The organism is Vibrio sp. 1727, from assembly GCF_033344415.1.
In the GTDB taxonomy this organism is placed as follows: domain Bacteria; phylum Pseudomonadota; class Gammaproteobacteria; order Enterobacterales; family Vibrionaceae; genus Vibrio; species Vibrio alginolyticus.
Map to the genome: position 1 here is coordinate 1 of NZ_JAWPOT010000031.1, position 15,748 is coordinate 15,748.

At 43.9% G+C, this 15,748-nt stretch carries 17 protein-coding genes and 2 tRNA genes; 11 read left to right on the top strand and 8 right to left on the bottom strand.

Going from position 1 to position 15,748, the window contains the following annotated elements:
* Positions 1-185: 185 nt before the first annotated feature.
* From R8O10_RS21450 to R8O10_RS21480, 7 genes are all read left to right on the top strand, one after another.
* A complete protein-coding gene (locus R8O10_RS21450) occupies positions 186-437 on the top strand; it encodes a TIGR03643 family protein (protein ID WP_005377824.1) in 252 nt (83 codons plus the stop codon).
* A 405-nt stretch (positions 438-842) separates the two neighbouring features.
* Entirely contained in the window at positions 843-1,232 is a 390-nt protein-coding gene (locus tag R8O10_RS21455; RefSeq protein WP_318191723.1) for a lysozyme inhibitor LprI family protein, read from the top strand.
* Between the two features lie 128 nt (positions 1,233-1,360).
* Positions 1,361-1,810 (top strand): nuclear transport factor 2 family protein, encoded by a 450-nt coding sequence (locus R8O10_RS21460; RefSeq protein ID WP_005377826.1) that lies wholly within the window; start codon positions 1,361-1,363, stop codon positions 1,808-1,810.
* A 126-nt stretch (positions 1,811-1,936) separates the two neighbouring features.
* Positions 1,937-2,575 (top strand): hypothetical protein, encoded by a 639-nt coding sequence (locus R8O10_RS21465; RefSeq protein ID WP_054865570.1) that lies wholly within the window; start codon positions 1,937-1,939, stop codon positions 2,573-2,575.
* A gap of 205 nt (positions 2,576-2,780) precedes the next feature.
* On the top strand, positions 2,781-3,179 hold the full coding sequence (locus R8O10_RS21470; RefSeq protein ID WP_031780991.1) for a VOC family protein: 399 nt from the start codon (positions 2,781-2,783) through the stop codon (positions 3,177-3,179).
* Positions 3,180-3,343: 164 nt separating this feature from the next.
* Positions 3,344-3,982: a DJ-1/PfpI family protein gene (locus R8O10_RS21475; RefSeq protein WP_213915745.1), complete on the top strand. Its 639-nt coding sequence runs from the start codon at positions 3,344-3,346 to the stop codon at positions 3,980-3,982.
* A gap of 129 nt (positions 3,983-4,111) precedes the next feature.
* Positions 4,112-4,342: a hypothetical protein gene (locus tag R8O10_RS21480; protein ID WP_017820907.1), complete on the top strand. Its 231-nt coding sequence runs from the start codon at positions 4,112-4,114 to the stop codon at positions 4,340-4,342.
* 257 nt (positions 4,343-4,599) lie between these two features.
* Here the strand turns inward: R8O10_RS21480 and R8O10_RS21485 are convergent.
* The 8 genes from R8O10_RS21485 to hppD form a co-directional block, all read right to left on the bottom strand.
* Positions 4,600-4,676, bottom strand: a tRNA-Val gene (locus R8O10_RS21485).
* Between the two features lie 33 nt (positions 4,677-4,709).
* Positions 4,710-4,786: transfer RNA gene (locus R8O10_RS21490), tRNA-Val, on the bottom strand.
* A 179-nt stretch (positions 4,787-4,965) separates the two neighbouring features.
* The gene (locus R8O10_RS21495; protein WP_005377830.1) at positions 4,966-5,304 is read right to left on the bottom strand and encodes a hypothetical protein; all 339 of its coding nucleotides are present in this window, start codon (positions 5,302-5,304) and stop codon (positions 4,966-4,968) included.
* Positions 5,305-5,423: 119 nt separating this feature from the next.
* The gene (locus R8O10_RS21500; RefSeq protein ID WP_047100684.1) at positions 5,424-6,083 is read right to left on the bottom strand and encodes a DUF2726 domain-containing protein; all 660 of its coding nucleotides are present in this window, start codon (positions 6,081-6,083) and stop codon (positions 5,424-5,426) included.
* 195 nt (positions 6,084-6,278) lie between these two features.
* Positions 6,279-6,947 (bottom strand): maleylacetoacetate isomerase, encoded by a 669-nt coding sequence (gene maiA, locus R8O10_RS21505; RefSeq protein ID WP_005377832.1) that lies wholly within the window; start codon positions 6,945-6,947, stop codon positions 6,279-6,281.
* A 21-nt stretch (positions 6,948-6,968) separates the two neighbouring features.
* Positions 6,969-8,006: a fumarylacetoacetate hydrolase family protein gene (locus R8O10_RS21510; RefSeq protein WP_318191712.1), complete on the bottom strand. Its 1,038-nt coding sequence runs from the start codon at positions 8,004-8,006 to the stop codon at positions 6,969-6,971.
* 9 nt (positions 8,007-8,015) lie between these two features.
* Complete coding sequence (locus tag R8O10_RS21515) at positions 8,016-9,146, bottom strand: homogentisate 1,2-dioxygenase (RefSeq protein ID WP_318191713.1); 1,131 nt, start codon at positions 9,144-9,146, stop codon at positions 8,016-8,018.
* Complete coding sequence (gene hppD, locus R8O10_RS21520; protein ID WP_005377835.1) at positions 9,139-10,212, bottom strand: 4-hydroxyphenylpyruvate dioxygenase; 1,074 nt, start codon at positions 10,210-10,212, stop codon at positions 9,139-9,141. Before hppD ends, R8O10_RS21515 begins: the two co-directional genes overlap by 8 nt.
* A 538-nt stretch (positions 10,213-10,750) precedes the next feature.
* Between hppD and R8O10_RS21525 the strand changes: the two genes are divergently transcribed.
* From R8O10_RS21525 to R8O10_RS21540, 4 genes are all read left to right on the top strand, one after another.
* On the top strand, positions 10,751-11,857 hold the full coding sequence (locus R8O10_RS21525) for a M20/M25/M40 family metallo-hydrolase (RefSeq protein WP_115385911.1): 1,107 nt from the start codon (positions 10,751-10,753) through the stop codon (positions 11,855-11,857).
* A gap of 264 nt (positions 11,858-12,121) precedes the next feature.
* On the top strand, positions 12,122-13,732 hold the full coding sequence (locus R8O10_RS21530; protein WP_318191714.1) for a peptide ABC transporter substrate-binding protein: 1,611 nt from the start codon (positions 12,122-12,124) through the stop codon (positions 13,730-13,732).
* 144 nt (positions 13,733-13,876) lie between these two features.
* A complete protein-coding gene (gene oppB, locus R8O10_RS21535) occupies positions 13,877-14,797 on the top strand; it encodes an oligopeptide ABC transporter permease OppB (RefSeq protein ID WP_005377838.1) in 921 nt (306 codons plus the stop codon).
* Between the two features lie 9 nt (positions 14,798-14,806).
* On the top strand, positions 14,807-15,739 hold the full coding sequence (locus tag R8O10_RS21540) for an ABC transporter permease subunit (RefSeq protein ID WP_005377839.1): 933 nt from the start codon (positions 14,807-14,809) through the stop codon (positions 15,737-15,739).
* Positions 15,740-15,748: the final 9 nt, after the last annotated feature.

The window sequence follows — 15,748 nt, forward strand, 5'->3', positions numbered from 1 at the left end:
TGAAACTCGGTATGTTGTTTAAGAACTGATCAACATGGGGCTACCATGTCTTCTCACCGAATTAAGCAACAAAGCCAGTTTTTGTAGGTGTTAAGTCGCTAAACACTAAGCACGCATATAAGAACATTTGAACCAAGACTCAATTTCCGTCGTAGAAATCTCTTTTCTAAAATAGGTTATTTGAAATGAAACTGACCTCGGAAACTGAGTCAAGAATAATAGAAATGGCATGGGAAGACCGCACCCCATTTGAGGCTATCGAATTCCAATTTGGTTTGAATGAATCCGACGTGATTCAGTTTATGCGTAGCCGGCTCAAATCAAGTAGCTTTAAATTGTGGCGTAAAAGGGTTTCGGGGCGCAATACAAAACACAACAAGCTACGAAACTCAGACATCATCAGAGGTTATTGCCCAACTCAATATAAGCCGCGATAGCGAACTGCACTTGGCATAAATTTTTATTACGAATCGCAACATTTATCGCCCTACCTTTGAATCAACTCCATGATTGAAGGGGAATAGTCACCACTTAATTCAACCTAGGTGTTTCAGGGCGATAATAAATTCAATGGGAGTCATATTAACATCCTCAGACGCCATCAAACTAATGATTCCACAGAAAAGATTAACACCAAACGCCCACTAAAAATAACTCAGATTAAGGCGTCATTTAACCCGTGTATCAATCTTCTTTTACCTTCTATTTAGGCACTAGAATCACTAACCTTCTATTTTATCTTTGAAGGCACAGATAAAAAGATGCATGATTAAAAAGGAAAAATAGCGGATAACGGTTTAACAAGCACTCGGAGCTTGGAGGCAATTTTGAACAAATTACTAATGATATTTGCGTTGGTTTCTTTACCTTGCTTGGCCTCTGATGATGTTGAAGCTCCCTGCAAAGTAAAAGGCGGTGGCGTTATGGCTGGTTATCAGTGTGTAGAAAAGAAGATGGAATCTGCAGATAAAGAGCTTAACGAAAGTTACAAGGAAGCAATCGCTAGAATAGGTGAGGAAGAAAAAGCACTAAGGGAAACATGGTCTCAGACCGAACTGGTAGAGCCATTTCGAAAGGCCCAAAGAGCTTGGCTAAAATACAGAGACGCCGAATGTGAATTTACGGGCCTGTCTTCCACACCCTCACCCTGGCAAGGTGTCCAGATTGAAGAATGTAAGTTAAGAATGACGTTAGAACGCGTCGAATACTTCAATGGTGTATACGTAGGCTAAACGGATTACATCTAACAAGGCACTTCAATAAGATTCGCAACTCTTGGCAATTTCAGTTTAAATGCACTCTGTGTTTAAGATGCAAGCGTTCAGGTTGTGCGTAAAGCTTATATGGGTGTGAAACAATTATGGAAAAAGACGATTTAGTTGGGCTAGTAGTTAAGTATTTCGAGAAAATAGATGCCGGTGATCCTAGCTATCTGGATCTATTCTCAGAGGATGTTGACTTTTTCTTTCCTAAATTTGGGCAAGCGAAAGGAAAGAGTGCCTTAGTGGAGTTTGGCAATAGGATTGGTAGCTCGTTGATTAGTATCTGGCACGACATAGACGGCTTTCAAATAACGACTGCTGGAAACAAGGTCATTGTTGAAGGACAGGAAGGCGGCGTAATGAGTGATGGTACCTCTTGGCCGGACAACAAAGTTTCCACAGGGCGTTTTTGTAGTGTATTTGAGTTTGAAGGAAAAATGATAAGTCGTATGTTTGTGTACGTAGATCCTGACTTCCCGAGTCGAGATTTTGAGAGAATTTCCGTGCTGTCAGGCGAGAGCAACGTGCGACAAACTGTTCAAGCCTGAATACTACCGCTACCGCATAGCATCTTTGTTATGCGGTAGTATTCGTAGTTAAGGTGTGTTAAGGGCTTTGGCATTGCTTTACTCGCACCTTATCAGTACGTTAGCTATATTCCCTTACTGATAGAAATGCTACTTTCTTCAATCGTCCTGTATTATGATAATGAAAAAGATTGCACTAATTTTAAAATTAAAATGAACCAAAAATTTTTTCTAAAACTACTCCCTGTCCCTTTTCTTCTAACCGGTTGCCAGTCTACGCAAAGCCAGCTTCAGCCTATACCTGAAAACGTATTATCAAACCTATCGACTCAATGGGCAGTGGTAGAGGCCTGTTTTCACTCCGATGCTTATAGCTTAGAGCAATCCGTAAACTATCGAGAGGCCATTAACTATTCTTTTTCTACTTGGCTAGTCGATCAGTCCGATATCGATCAGTCTGTAAATGAAGCTCGTGTAGCGTTATCAGAATATCAGTCTCAGAATGATGGTTTAGGAACAACATGTAAGGATTGGCACCTACCCTTAGAATCTGGATTGCGAGAAGTTAACAATCACAAGAATCAAGTGGCGATAAACCAGCAGCGAGCACATGAAATACATAAAGCAAACGCTTCTAAACCTGTGACCTATTCAACACCAGCATCTACTTCGACTAGTAATGTTGTTCACTGTTACAAATTGGAAGACGTTAGCTTGAATAAGAACATTCAAACGTTTAATGGAATGATATGCCCTATAGGCTGGCTTAAATATTATGGCTATTAATGCATTTGATTAATAAAGCCCTTAAGAATGAACTCAAAGTTTAATTTTTAGTCCAAGGTTGGGTTTCGTGTTTACAATGTTATGTTTCCAGTTGGATTACCGTATTCGAATAGATTGACGAAGTTAATCAATATATGTGTATTGATGCTTACTTTTTATCGAGTTATCTTTGTTTGATAGCCATTAAAACGAGTAAGGAAACAAAGTGACTGTGTTAACAAAAGGCATACACCACGTAGGTTTAACCGTATCTAACCTAGAAGCAAGCGCGAAGTTTTTCACTGAACAATTAGGTTGGAGTGAAGTAAAAAGAAATCCAGACTACCCGGCAATATTTGTGAGTGATGGGCATATCATGCTTACACTATGGGCGGCTAAGGCTGATGCCGCCACTCCATTTGACAGAAAAACGAATATTGGTTTGCATCACTTAGCTTTACTGGTAGAGACTGAGAAGCAACTCTATGAGTTGCGTGATCAATTTATGGCGTCGGGAATCGAAATTGAGTTTGGTCCCGAGCTTGTTAAAACAGGACCCGCAAAACATTTAATGTGTTACGACCCAAGTGGTATTAGGGTTGAGTTTTTCTGGGCGGGCTCATAAAACAAACATAACAAAGTTTTATAATAGGGATTTGGTACACATGGCATTGTTAGTTTGCACCGCCTTTGGTGTTTAAGGTGCTCAGCAGAAGCTTGTGTATTGAATGCCCTCCCCTCCTACTACACATTTTGCGACTTACGAGTAAGTCCAAAAGGATAAATGTTATGTATAAAATCGGCGTTGTTTTATTTGATGATTTCACGGATGTCGATTTCTTTCTTATGTATGACTTGCTAGGTCGCACAACCGACAGTTGGACAGTAAGTATACTTGGAACTAAATCTGAACATCATTCCCACCTCGGTATGAAAGTTAAAACAGACGGACACCTTTCTGAGGTGACGAATCAAGATGTCGTTCTTATTACAAGCGGCAAACGGGGTATTCCAGCCGCTTTAAAAGATGCTGAATTTATGTCAGCGTTGAATCTTGATCCAAATAGGCAGCTAATAGGTTCGATTTGTGCGGGATCATTCATCCTCCATGAACTCGGTTTACTAAAAGGCAAGCGATTAACAACAAACCCAGATGCAAAGGACGTTCTACAAAGTATGGGAGGAGATGTTCAGGATCTGCCTCTCGTGATAGACGGTAATGTAGCGACGGCTGGTGGCTGTCTTTCACTGATGTATCTAATTGGTTGGTTAACAGAGCGGCTATTTGACTCAAACAAACGAAAAGCTATACAAAATCAATTGATACCTGCTGGGCAATTAGATCTATTTGAAGAGCTTATTGCCACAACTATTCAATCAGCAGAGTTAGCAAGCTCGGATAACAAGGCGTTAAATAATCATTCATAACATGTGGTGTTTTACATTACGTTAGTTTTAGTGTTTAGGGTAAGTCACACATCAGTCTTGTGTGACTTACCCTTGAACATAACGCCACTTGGGGAAATTAACTTACAGGGAGTAAATCAATTGGTAAAAATGTACGGTTCTGAAGAGACAAGAGCGTTTTGCTGTAATTGTAAAGAAGTAACGCTACATCGGTACGAAAGCTTCTCTAAAGCGCAGGAAAAGACCGAGAAAAAAGCTAAAGGTTTCTTCTCAGGTCTATTTGCAGCAATAATTAGCTCATTAATGGAAGGCGAAGCGACTGGTGACTACAAATGTACAATATGCGGCACCAATCTTCACACGCCAGATAATTTAGATTAATAGTCAGTGTCTCTAATGCCACGGCTAGTGGCACGCAACATGATTTATAGACGGCTCTAGTGGGTTTGAAGCGTATGCACCTTATGCATTGCATTTAGGGTTTTGAGGTTGTGTTGCGGATCAAGTAGTGCGCTTTTATCTCTGACAAGGGGCTAAAGCAGAGCAAAAACAAGGGACAAGAAAAGAAGTAGTTTTACTTGAGTATCAATGAATTACAGACACAAAAAGCCCACCAAAAGGTGGGCTTTTTTAAAATTTGGTGGGTCCGGGCGAACTTGAATCGCCGACCTCTACCATGTCAAGGTAGTACTCTAACCAACTGAGCTACGGACCCAAATTTTTATGTTCCTAACCATTCAATTCAGAATGGTGCGTCCGAGTGGACTCGAACCACCGACCCCCGCCATGTCAAGGCGATACTCTAACCAGCTGAGCTACGGACGCATTTCTCTGGAACGACGAGGATATTAGCTATAAGCGAACGACGGTGCAAGCACAAATTTACCAACTTTGAACCGTTTGGCGAAAATGTAAACTCAACACGCGTTTTCAGATGATTTTATCGACAAGGACGGAGCCTGCAGGGTTTAAAAGTGTGATCTATATAACTTTTATTATCTCACTTAATTGTCGTAAGGCACTTCACTGAGCATCCAAATCTGTAAGGTTTGCGATACCTTAGGGCAAGTGCCGAACAAAATCTGATATTTAGGTTTAAATGGTTCGCCGATATAGGTTGTACGGATCAACTCTCCTGTTTTGACGTCTACTTGAGTGCTCACCCTGCCTTTGAAGTTTTGAAATATGACAAACTGCTCACTGTGGTAAACCATTTGCTCTCGGTAAAACAAGAAATGATCTTGGGGTGTCTCTGTCAATTCACACTCTAGTGGTTTCAAATTAGGTATCGCACTAACATTAGATGCGATGAACAATGCTGACAAAATCCATCCGTATCGCATATGGCTGCCCTATTCTGCACTCTTTTTCAAAGTATAGGCCCTGCCTTGATGACTGATACAAAAAAGGCTTTGATCACCTCTAATCAAAGCCCCTTATTTCTGCAGGTTAATTATCGTGTTTAGTCGTCCGCCTCAAACACAACGTTATAATTTTCGGTGTATGTACAATTCGGCTGACGGCTACAAGTAAAGAAACGTCTCCCTTTGAACTCACCTTGGCTTGCGGTTTTAATGATCATCGGACTGCCGCATTTTTTACAAAAACGCACTTCTTTATCGGGCTCAATCAAATCAATGTGTGCCGCAAGCAAACGACGTAATCGCCCAACTTGATAACTGTGCTTTACCGAGGCGCCAATTAAAGGCAGGTTGGCCGTCTTACAAACATGAATCAATAACTTTTGTCTTTCTATCTTACCCTTGTTTAGCTCCTGCCCATTATCCAATTCAACGATAACGCGCGGCTCTAGTGTCCTTGGGTCACAAATAACGTAATCAAAATAGCTTCGAGATATACGATTGTTCGCGACAAAAAACTGCTTCTTATTTTTGATTTCTTTTGGCGTAACCAAACTGGACATGTTTACTTTCGCGAATACTACGGCATGCTCCCCGACCGCCGCTCTTAACGCATTATAGAACGCACCCTCTTGACCTCTGAGCAGAGGGCCTTTCGAGCGATAAGGATAATCACGCGTGTCATCGTGCTTAATCACGTACTTTTGAATAACAAAGAAGAATAAAACCAGAAGAACAACAATGATAAAAATGTTGGTCATAAATAAAGTGCATCCAAAACAACTCGTTGCTCAAAGCGTAAATGGAAATGTTATGCAGAGCAACAAAACCTCGCAATTTTGAGGCGCCACGACGATAGCGAGAAACAGAAAATTTTGCTCACCAATAAAAACGAGCCAATCACACACTTGGATTGGCTCGTTTAAATTTTGTTAATACATTATGTATGCTAAGAATCAACTATTAGCGTCTGGCTGATTCTCTGGCATCGCATCAATAAAAGCTGGCAGTTGATTGCATGACTGCACAACAGCGTTAATGGTTGGATAAAGAGAAGTATCTACACCAAAGCGTTGTGCGTTATAAAATTGTGGTACCAGACAAATATCGACAATAGATGGCGAGCTTGTCAGGCTAAACTTGCAATCACCATTTAGTTTACGATGCTTCTGAAGTTTCTCTTCTAATGCTGTAAAACCTTTGTGGATCCAGTGATGAATCCAAGCGACTTTGCGCTCTGGTTCGCAAGCTAGCTCCCCCTCTAAATACTGTAGAACTCTTAAGTTATTCAGGGGATGAATCTCCATTGCAATATCCTGAGCCAAAGCTAGCGCTTGGTATCGAAGCGGCGTTTGCTCGGGGATCACAGTGACATCCGGGTAGTGTTCTTCTAAGTATTGAATGATCGCCAGTGACTGGGTTAACTGAACCTCCCCATCCACCAGCAAAGGAACCAGTTCAGAAGCGTTTAACTCATGGTACTCGTCACTATGTTGTTCGCCACCATTGCGCACCAAGTGTACCGATTTTGAATCATACGATAACTCTTTAAGATTCAAGCAAATACGCACACGATACGCCGCCGATGATCGCCAGTATCCGTATAAAATCATGCTATCGCTCATATCGTCTCCCAACCAGCACTATTAGTGCTTGAGATATTGGCTAACTTGTTGGTCAATCGAACCGAATATGTTGTTGCCATCCGCATCGAACATTTCCAATCTGATTGAATCTCCAAACGACATAAAGTTAGTCGACGGCTTACCATCACGAATGGTTTCAATCATGCGAACTTCCGCGATACATGAATAACCAACACCACCCTCCTCAATCGAAGTGCCATGTTCGGTGCCTTGCTTATTAGATACCGTGCCAGAACCTATAATTGCCCCAGCAGATAGCGGGCGCGTTTTAGTCGCATGAACAATTAAGTCTGCAAAATCAAACGTCATATCGATACCCGCATTTGGGCGACCAAACGGCTTGTGGTTGTAGATCGAGACCAATGGTAAATGCACTTTGTTTTCGTACCACGCATCGCCTAGTTCGTCTGGTGTTACTGCCACAGGAGAAAACGCAGAAGAAGGTTTAGATTGGAAAAAACCAAACCCTTTAGCTAACTCTGCCGGAATTAGCCCACGCAGTGAGACATCATTCACCAGCATGATCAAACGAATCGATTCCTGAGCCTCTGCAACACTTGCGCCCATTGGTACGTCACCAGTTACCACAGCAACTTCACCTTCGAAATCAATACCCCATTCATCACTGGCAAACTCGATATTGTCACAAGGTCCAATAAAGGCATCAGAGCCTCCTTGGTACATCAACGGGTCCGTCCAAAAACTCTCTGGCATTTCAGCGCCGCGAGCTTTTCGAACCAACTCAACGTGGTTTACGTAAGCACTGCCATCAGCCCACTGATAAGCGCGAGGAAGCGGCGACTCGCAGTAGTGCGCTTCAAACTCTTCATACCCTGCAACCGTGCCATTGTTCAGTGCAACGTATAGCTCTTCCAGTTGCGGTGCTAGCGTATCCCAGTTATCAAGTGCCACCTGCATCGTCGGTGCTAAGTTCATGGGGTGGAAAATTTCTGTCGCTGGTACGCAGCGCGTTAAGTCTTTGCTCACGACCATCAACAAACCGTCACGAGTGCCATTTTTCTTGGTTGCTAATTTCATCCTTGCCTCTTACTTCTCTTGCCAGCTATAGACGTATTCTTTGTTTTCTACTTTTTCCAGCTCATCCGAAAACTGAAGTGCGTGACGCGTATCAATCATGACCGCGACTTCGTCGGCAAAAGTCTTCTTATGCTCTCGCCCTGCTTTGAAAGCTTTCGGGTGAGGGCCATGTGTAAATCCTGCTGGATGGAATGTCACCATGCCCGCTTCAATGTTGTCACGGCTGAAAAAATCACCTGCATGGTAGAACAAGACTTCGTCATAATCGTCATTGTTGTGGTAGAACGGTACTTTGAGCGCTCCAGGATCACTTTCAATTGGACGAGGAACGAAGGTACACACCACAAATCCTGCTCCTACAAATGTAGTATGTGCAGAAGGCGGTAAATGGTAACGATGTGACATAAGTGGACGAATATCACGCCAGTTCACTTTTACTACCGCCAAATCACCATGCCACCCAATCGCATCCAACGGGTTGAATGGGTAAGTGATAACACTGACTTTATCGTGGCGTTTCACCTGAACCTGTGTTTGATTCTCAGAATATTGAGCACGGAACTGATCGTTGATCGACGGCGTTTCTAAAACCGCCGGATCAAACACCGCGTGGTTTCCAACCATGCCTTTTTCGGGCAATGTATAAGCCGCATCGGTGTTTTCGATCATCAGAATGAACATCAGCTCGCTTGGCTCTAAACGCCAGCTCGTTGAGCGAGGGATCATGACATAATCCCCTTCGCTCACTTTCAAATGACCATAATCACAGTAGAGATCTGCCGTACCTTGGTGGATGAATAGCAGTTCGTCGCCATCAGCGTTTCTCACCAAGAAGTCCATTTTTTCATCCATACGCCAAACACGAACTTTACAATTCGCGTTGTGTAATAGATGCGGGACTGCCCACGGGGTAATATGGCTGGCTTTCTCCACTAGATTAAAATCGAACGCTCGTGGACGTAGCTCGCCCTCCCACTCAGACCACCCCGTTGGGGCATGTTGATGATGAAAATGTGTTGCGGGGCCGAAGAAGCCACTTCGACCTGCCTCACGTTCATAAATTGCCTCTTCCGGGAAGTCAGCATGTGCTTGTTTAGAGCACACTCCCTCCCGATGAGGGAATGTGATCCATTTATGCATCGCTCAATACTCCTCGGCGAATTTGGTCTTCTTCTATCGATTCAAACAACGCTTTGAAGTTACCCTCGCCAAAGCCTTCATTGCCTTTACGTTGGATGATTTCGAAGAACACAGGGCCGATAACGGTTTGAGTAAAGATTTGTAGCAAGATGCCATCTTTCGTTGGCGCACCATCAATAAGAATCTGCAAATCACGAAGCTTGCTTACATCTTCGCCGTGGCCTTCAACACGCTGATCGACTTTCTCGTAATAAGTATCTGGCGTTGGCATAAAGTCCATGCCTCGCTCACGCAAGGTTTTGACCGTTTCGTAGATGTCGTCAGTGGTCAATGCGATGTGTTGAATACCTTCGCCATTGTATTCACGGATAAACTCTTCAATCTGTGATTTATCATCTGACGACTCATTGATAGGAATTCGGATTTTGCCGCAAGGTGCGGTCATCGCACGGCTGACAAGACCAGTCAGCTTACCTTCGATATCGAAATAACGAATTTCGCGGAAGTTACCAATGCGCTCATAGAAACCTGACCAGACATCCATGTTGCCTTGCTTAACGTTGTGCGTTAAGTGGTCGATTTCGTAAAGACCAACATTCGCTTTTGATAAACGCTCATCAGCATCATCATAAAAACGAAAATCGACATCATAAATGCTCTGCTTTCCATAACGATCGACAAAATAAAGCAAGCTTTCACCGATGCCATAAATAGCAGGAATGCTAAGCTCCATCGGCCCAATTTCCGTTTTATATTCTTTACCGCCATTCTCTAACGCATGCGCCAGAGCAACGGTGGCGTCTTTCACACGAAATGCCATGCCACAAACCGACGGACCGTGAACTTTGGCGAATCCCTCAGCTTGGCTATGCGGCTGCGCATTCACAATAAAGCTAATGTCACCTTGTCGATATAACCACGCTTCTTTTGAGCGATGCTTTGCAATCTCCGCAAAACCTAACGATATAAACAGATCTTTAAGCTGTTGAATGCCTTTGTTGTCAGCAGCGGTATATTCAACAAACTCAAATCCGTCTGTTCCTAATGGGTTATATGCATCAACCATGACTTTCTCCTTGTCTCAGTAGCTTTTGTTTGGACTTATTTTTCTAACTTGGCGCAGGTATTGAGAAATTGGAATACGTGGGGAGAAATCTTTATCTTGGCGATTTTTACGCACAATTGTAAAATATATGTTACACGAAGAGTGCACGTCGAATCCACTTTTGTAAACATTAAATAAACTGCCTACTTTCAATATATTAGATTGATATTTTCGGCTTTACGCCATCACATAAAATGTAAACAAGTTGTTACTTTGGCATTTTATCTTGGCAACGTAACTCAAAAAGTAAAAGGGGATGGAAAATCTATTGCCCCCTATCTCTATCCGATTTATTCATTTGCTCCTGCAAAACATCAAAAGTAATGTTTCGTGACGCTTCATACAGTTCGAAAGGCTCATCGGTCAGAATCGTGTCATGGATACCCCTTTATTGATTCACCTCAGTTTTATTCAAAAGTAACTATGCCATAAGTGGTGCTCTGTTCCCTTTCGAGCCGAGCCACAAGGCTTCACGCTCGATCAGAAAAAGAGACATCTAATGACGCACATTAATCAAGAACGCTTAGTTGAACACTTTTGCCAACTAGTACGTATCGACAGCGAATCAAAAAACGAAAAACAAATTGCAGAAACACTGGCAGAACAGCTAGGCGAGCTAGGCTTTACCGTGCACAAGCTTCCAGTGCCTGAGCACATTTCTAACGGTTTTAACGTGTACGCCCGTTTAGACGGCAAAAAAGACGGCTCTATCCTAATGAGCTGTCATATGGATACGGTCACTCCAGGTATTGGCATTGAGCCACTCATCGAAGACGGCATTATCCGTTCAAAAGGCCATACGATTCTCGGTGGCGATGATAAATCTGGTATTGCTGCCATCATGGAAGCCGTTCGTTGTATTCAAGCGGAAAACCGTGAGCACAAAACGTTAGAACTTGCTTTCACCGTGTATGAAGAAGGCGGTTTATTCGGTTCACAATACTTCGATATGTCACACGTCACTTCAACGGAAGCAATCGTGTTAGATACAGGTGGCCCTATTGGCACCATTGTGACCGCAGCCCCAGGCCAGCAAAAGATCATGGCAAAAATCAAAGGCCGACCAGCACACGCAGGGCTTGCGCCAGAAGAAGGCATCAGTGCGATCATGGTGGCGGCAGATGCCATCAACCAAATGAAGCTGCTTCGCATCGACGAAGAAACGACAGCCAACATCGGTATGGTTAACGGCGGTCAGGCCACAAACATTGTTATGCCTGAATTAAAAATCGTGGCAGAAGCACGCTCCCTGAATGGCGATAAACTAGATGCTCAGGTCAATCATATGATCTCAACATTAGAGTCTGTCTGTGAAAAGCACGGTGCAGAAGTCGAAACTGAATCTAGCCGAGCCTACGACGCTTTTGTTATTGAAGAAAACCACCCACACGTAAACGCTATAAAAGCAGCGTTTTCAGAGTTGGGAATTGACGCCTTCACAAAAGGCACTGGCGGCGGTAGCGATGCCAACAACTTTAACAAGAAAGGTCTCACAACGGTCAACCTTTCAACTGGCATGGCAAAAGTACACACGACAGAAGAGTTTATCGCGGTAAGTGATATGGTCAAAATCACTGAGTTCGTGAAACATTTCCTAGTCAGTTAACGTCGTGCTTTTTGAAGAGCAGACTGACTATCTTCCCCTTCTAGCCTGTGCTTGAAGGGGATTTTAATTTGTATCGAAGCAAAATTACTTCCCGTCATGCCAACTTGATATCAGATCTTCAAAGAAATTCCCCTAGCTCACTTTTTGAGACCAGACAGCTCAACACCTGACACCCTGTTACAGTAATGTTAAAACTCGATTGTGTAGACAATTTATACAATATACATTTTTGGCATCTTTCAGGATGAAAAGAGTGAGACAAGGATGAAATTACCTAAGTTGCTTTTATTAGCGTCGATGATGAGTCCAATACTGGCAACATCAAGCTATGCCGCGCCGTATCCCTCAGGTGTGACCCTCGATGAGACACAAGAAATTACGCTAAACAATGGGGCTGAAGTTACTTCTATTGACCCAGCCAAGCAAGCCGCAGAGCCCGCTTTTAATCTCGGTCGAGACCTGTTTGAAGGTCTGGTCATTCAAGATAAGCAAGGTAAAACCATTCCTGGTGTTGCTGAGTCTTGGTCAGTCAATGACAACAATACGGTTTATACCTTCCACTTACGTGATGCAAAATGGTCAAATGGCGAAACGGTCACTGCACAAGATTTTGTCTACAGCTGGCAACGCTTACTGAATCCAAACACTGCTTCACCGTACGCTTGGTTTGCGGCCATTCCAAATATCGAAAACTCGCAAGCGATTATGAAGGGCGAAGCCGAGCCTGAGTCTTTGGGCGTGAAGGCGCTGGATGAAAAAACGTTCCAGGTAACACTCGAAGAGCCTATTCCCTTCTTTACGAAACTATTAAGTCATCCCGTACTTGCACCCGTTCACAAAGCGACCGTCGAAAAACATGGCAACCGTTGGACCCAGCCTGAGCATATCGTTACAAATGGTGCGTTTACTGTCTCTGAATGGAAAGTTAACGAAAAACTGGTGATGGTTAAAAATCCACATTATTGGGACGCAAGCAATGTAGTGCTGGAAAAAGTCACCTGGCTACCAATTGGTGATGCAAACGTAGTGCTAAACCGCTACCTAGCTGGTGAGATAGACCAAGCGGTTTCCATTCCTGCCGCTCAGAAGAAAAAGTTAATTCAACAACGCCCACAAGAAGTGGCAAGCACCAGTGCGTCTCTTGGCTCCACATTCTATTACCTCAACACTCAACAAGGGCCAACAAAAGACGTGCGGGTTCGTAAAGCCCTCTCATATGCCATTGACCGTCAACTGTTAACAAGTGCTATTTTGAGAAACGGTGGGGTTCCAATGTATACCCTTGTGCCACCTCAAACAGATGGTTTTAAATCTCACACTCCTGAGTTCGCAACTTGGAACCGCCATAAACGTATCGAAAAAGCGCAGCAATTACTGTCAGAAGCTGGATACGATAAAAGCAATCCGCTTAAGTTAACGTTTACCGTACCAACTTTCTCGATGGACGTAAAAATGGCAACCACCATGGCAGGCATGTGGAAAAGCCGATTGGGTGCGCAAGTCACGATAAAACAGCTAGAACCGAAAGTGTTCTACGCACTTAAAGAGCCGACCGACATTACTCGCGGCGGCTGGACGGCTGGCTACAATGAAGCCTCTACATGGTTGGATATCTTCGTTTCTAGTGGCGAGTACAACGATTCTCGTTATAACAACCCGCAATACGACGAGTTAATGGCTCGCTCAAAGACCATGAGCAACCCATCAGAACTGTATCTACAAGCAGAAAGCATGCTGATTGAAGACATGGCCATTATTCCTATTTATCGTCCGGGTAACGATCAATACCTCATCAAGCCTTACGTGGGCGGCTACGAACTGACAAACCCTGAGTCGTCGTACTACCGCAAGAATGTCTATGTAAAAGCCCACTAAAAGCATGTTTTCGGTCTGAGTCGGCAAGTTCAATGTTTACTTGCCGTTCCTCATATCTCTCGGTGGAGAAGGCAACCTGAGCTCAGACCATTTTTTATTCATAACCGTTCGAAGTGATTTCGGATGACCAAAGGATGATGGATCATGATTTGGTACATTGTTAAGCGATTAGCTATCGCTATCCCCACGCTTCTATTCATCGCACTCGTATCATTTTGGCTGATGCACATTGCACCAGGGGGGCCATTTGATATGGAACGGCCTATGCCAGAGGTGGTACGTGCGAATATCGAAGCAAAATTCCATTTGGACCAGCCCTTCCTTACTCAGTTTTGGATTTACATTGGTAATTTCATACAAGGAGATCTCGGTCCGAGCTTCGTTTATCAAGACTTCAGTGTTACACAGCTCGTCGCACAATCATGGCCAGTTTCAGCAGTATTAGGCGTACTCTCCTTTTGTATTTCCGTTCCACTTGGCATGTTGCTTGGCACCATTGCGGCATTGAACCGAAATAGCCGCCTAGATTACGGCCTGATGACACTTTCGATGACTGGAGTTGTGGTTCCGGCTTTCGTGCTTGCTCCGGTTTTAGTCATGATTTTCGCTATTCAGCTTGGCTGGTTCCCTGCTGGTGGTTGGGAAGGAGGAAAGCTGGCTTTTCTTGTTCTTCCCGTGCTCAGCTTAGCGATTGGCTCCATTGCGAGTATTGCACGCGTCATGCGTGGCGCAATGATTGAAACGCTCAACCAACCATACATTCGAACGGCAAAAGCCAAAGGTTTGTCCACAACCTACATTTTATTCCATCACGCTTTGCGACCATCCCTGATTCCCGTCGTTGCGATGCTCGGCCCTGCGTTTGTGTCTGTTGTGACAGGCTCGGTGATTATCGACATTTTCTTTGGTACAGGTGGCATGGGACAACACTTTGTGTCTGGGGCTCTCAACCGCGACTACGGCCTAGTAATGGGCATTACTCTGATTGTCGCTTCACTCACTATCTTCTTTAACCTTGTGGTCGACTTGCTATATACGATTATCGACCCTCGTATACGCGTTTAGGAGTCCGGTATGTTAACGATCAAAAAACTGGATACACAAGCTCTTCAAGATCAAGTCGTCGACAATATTGAAGCCGTCGAAGGTCGCAGTCTTTGGCAGGATGCATGGACTCGATTTCGTAAAAACAGAGCCGCGATGACATCAGTGTATGTTTTGGCTTTCATTACCTTATGCATCACTTTCGGCCCCTCTCTTGCCGCTTTTGGCCATGATGAAATTGACTGGGAAGTGCTCATCGATCCATACGAGCTAGGGAAACCTTCACTGAGCAGTGGCCATTACTTTGGTACCGATGATCTCGGGCAAGATGTCTTCGCTCGCACGATGCAAGGTGGCAGGCTCTCTATTTTGGTAGGTTTTGTTGGCGCCTTAGTCGCCGTTGTTATTGGTACGATTTGGGGAAGTATTTCCGGCTATCTTGGCGGCGTTGTCGATAGCGTAATGATGCGCATTATTGAGGTGCTCGATTCGGTGCCATTTATGTTTATGGTTATCCTGTTTGTTACCCTTTTTGGCAACAACATCTACCTGATTTTTATCGTGATCGGAATGGTATCTTGGCTGGGCATTGCCCGTGTTGTACGTGGTGTCACCTTCGGTCTAAAAAAGCGAGAGTTCATCGAAGCCGCACACTCTATTGGGGTTTCTAAATTGACAATTGTCCGACGCCATGTTCTGCCTAATGTGCTTGGGATCGTGATGGTTTATTCCTCCTTAATGGTACCAGGATTCATTATGTTCGAATCGTTTTTGAGCTTCTTAGGGCTTGGTGTTCAACCACCAGACACGAGCTGGGGAATCCTAATTTCCGAAGGCGCAAAAACGATTGACGTTGCATTGTGGATGCTGCTTTTTCCCTCTCTGTTTTTAGTTGCCACCCTCTTTTGTTTTAACTTCATCGGCGATGGCTTGCGTGATGCTCTTGACCCGAAAGACCGATAAGGACAAACC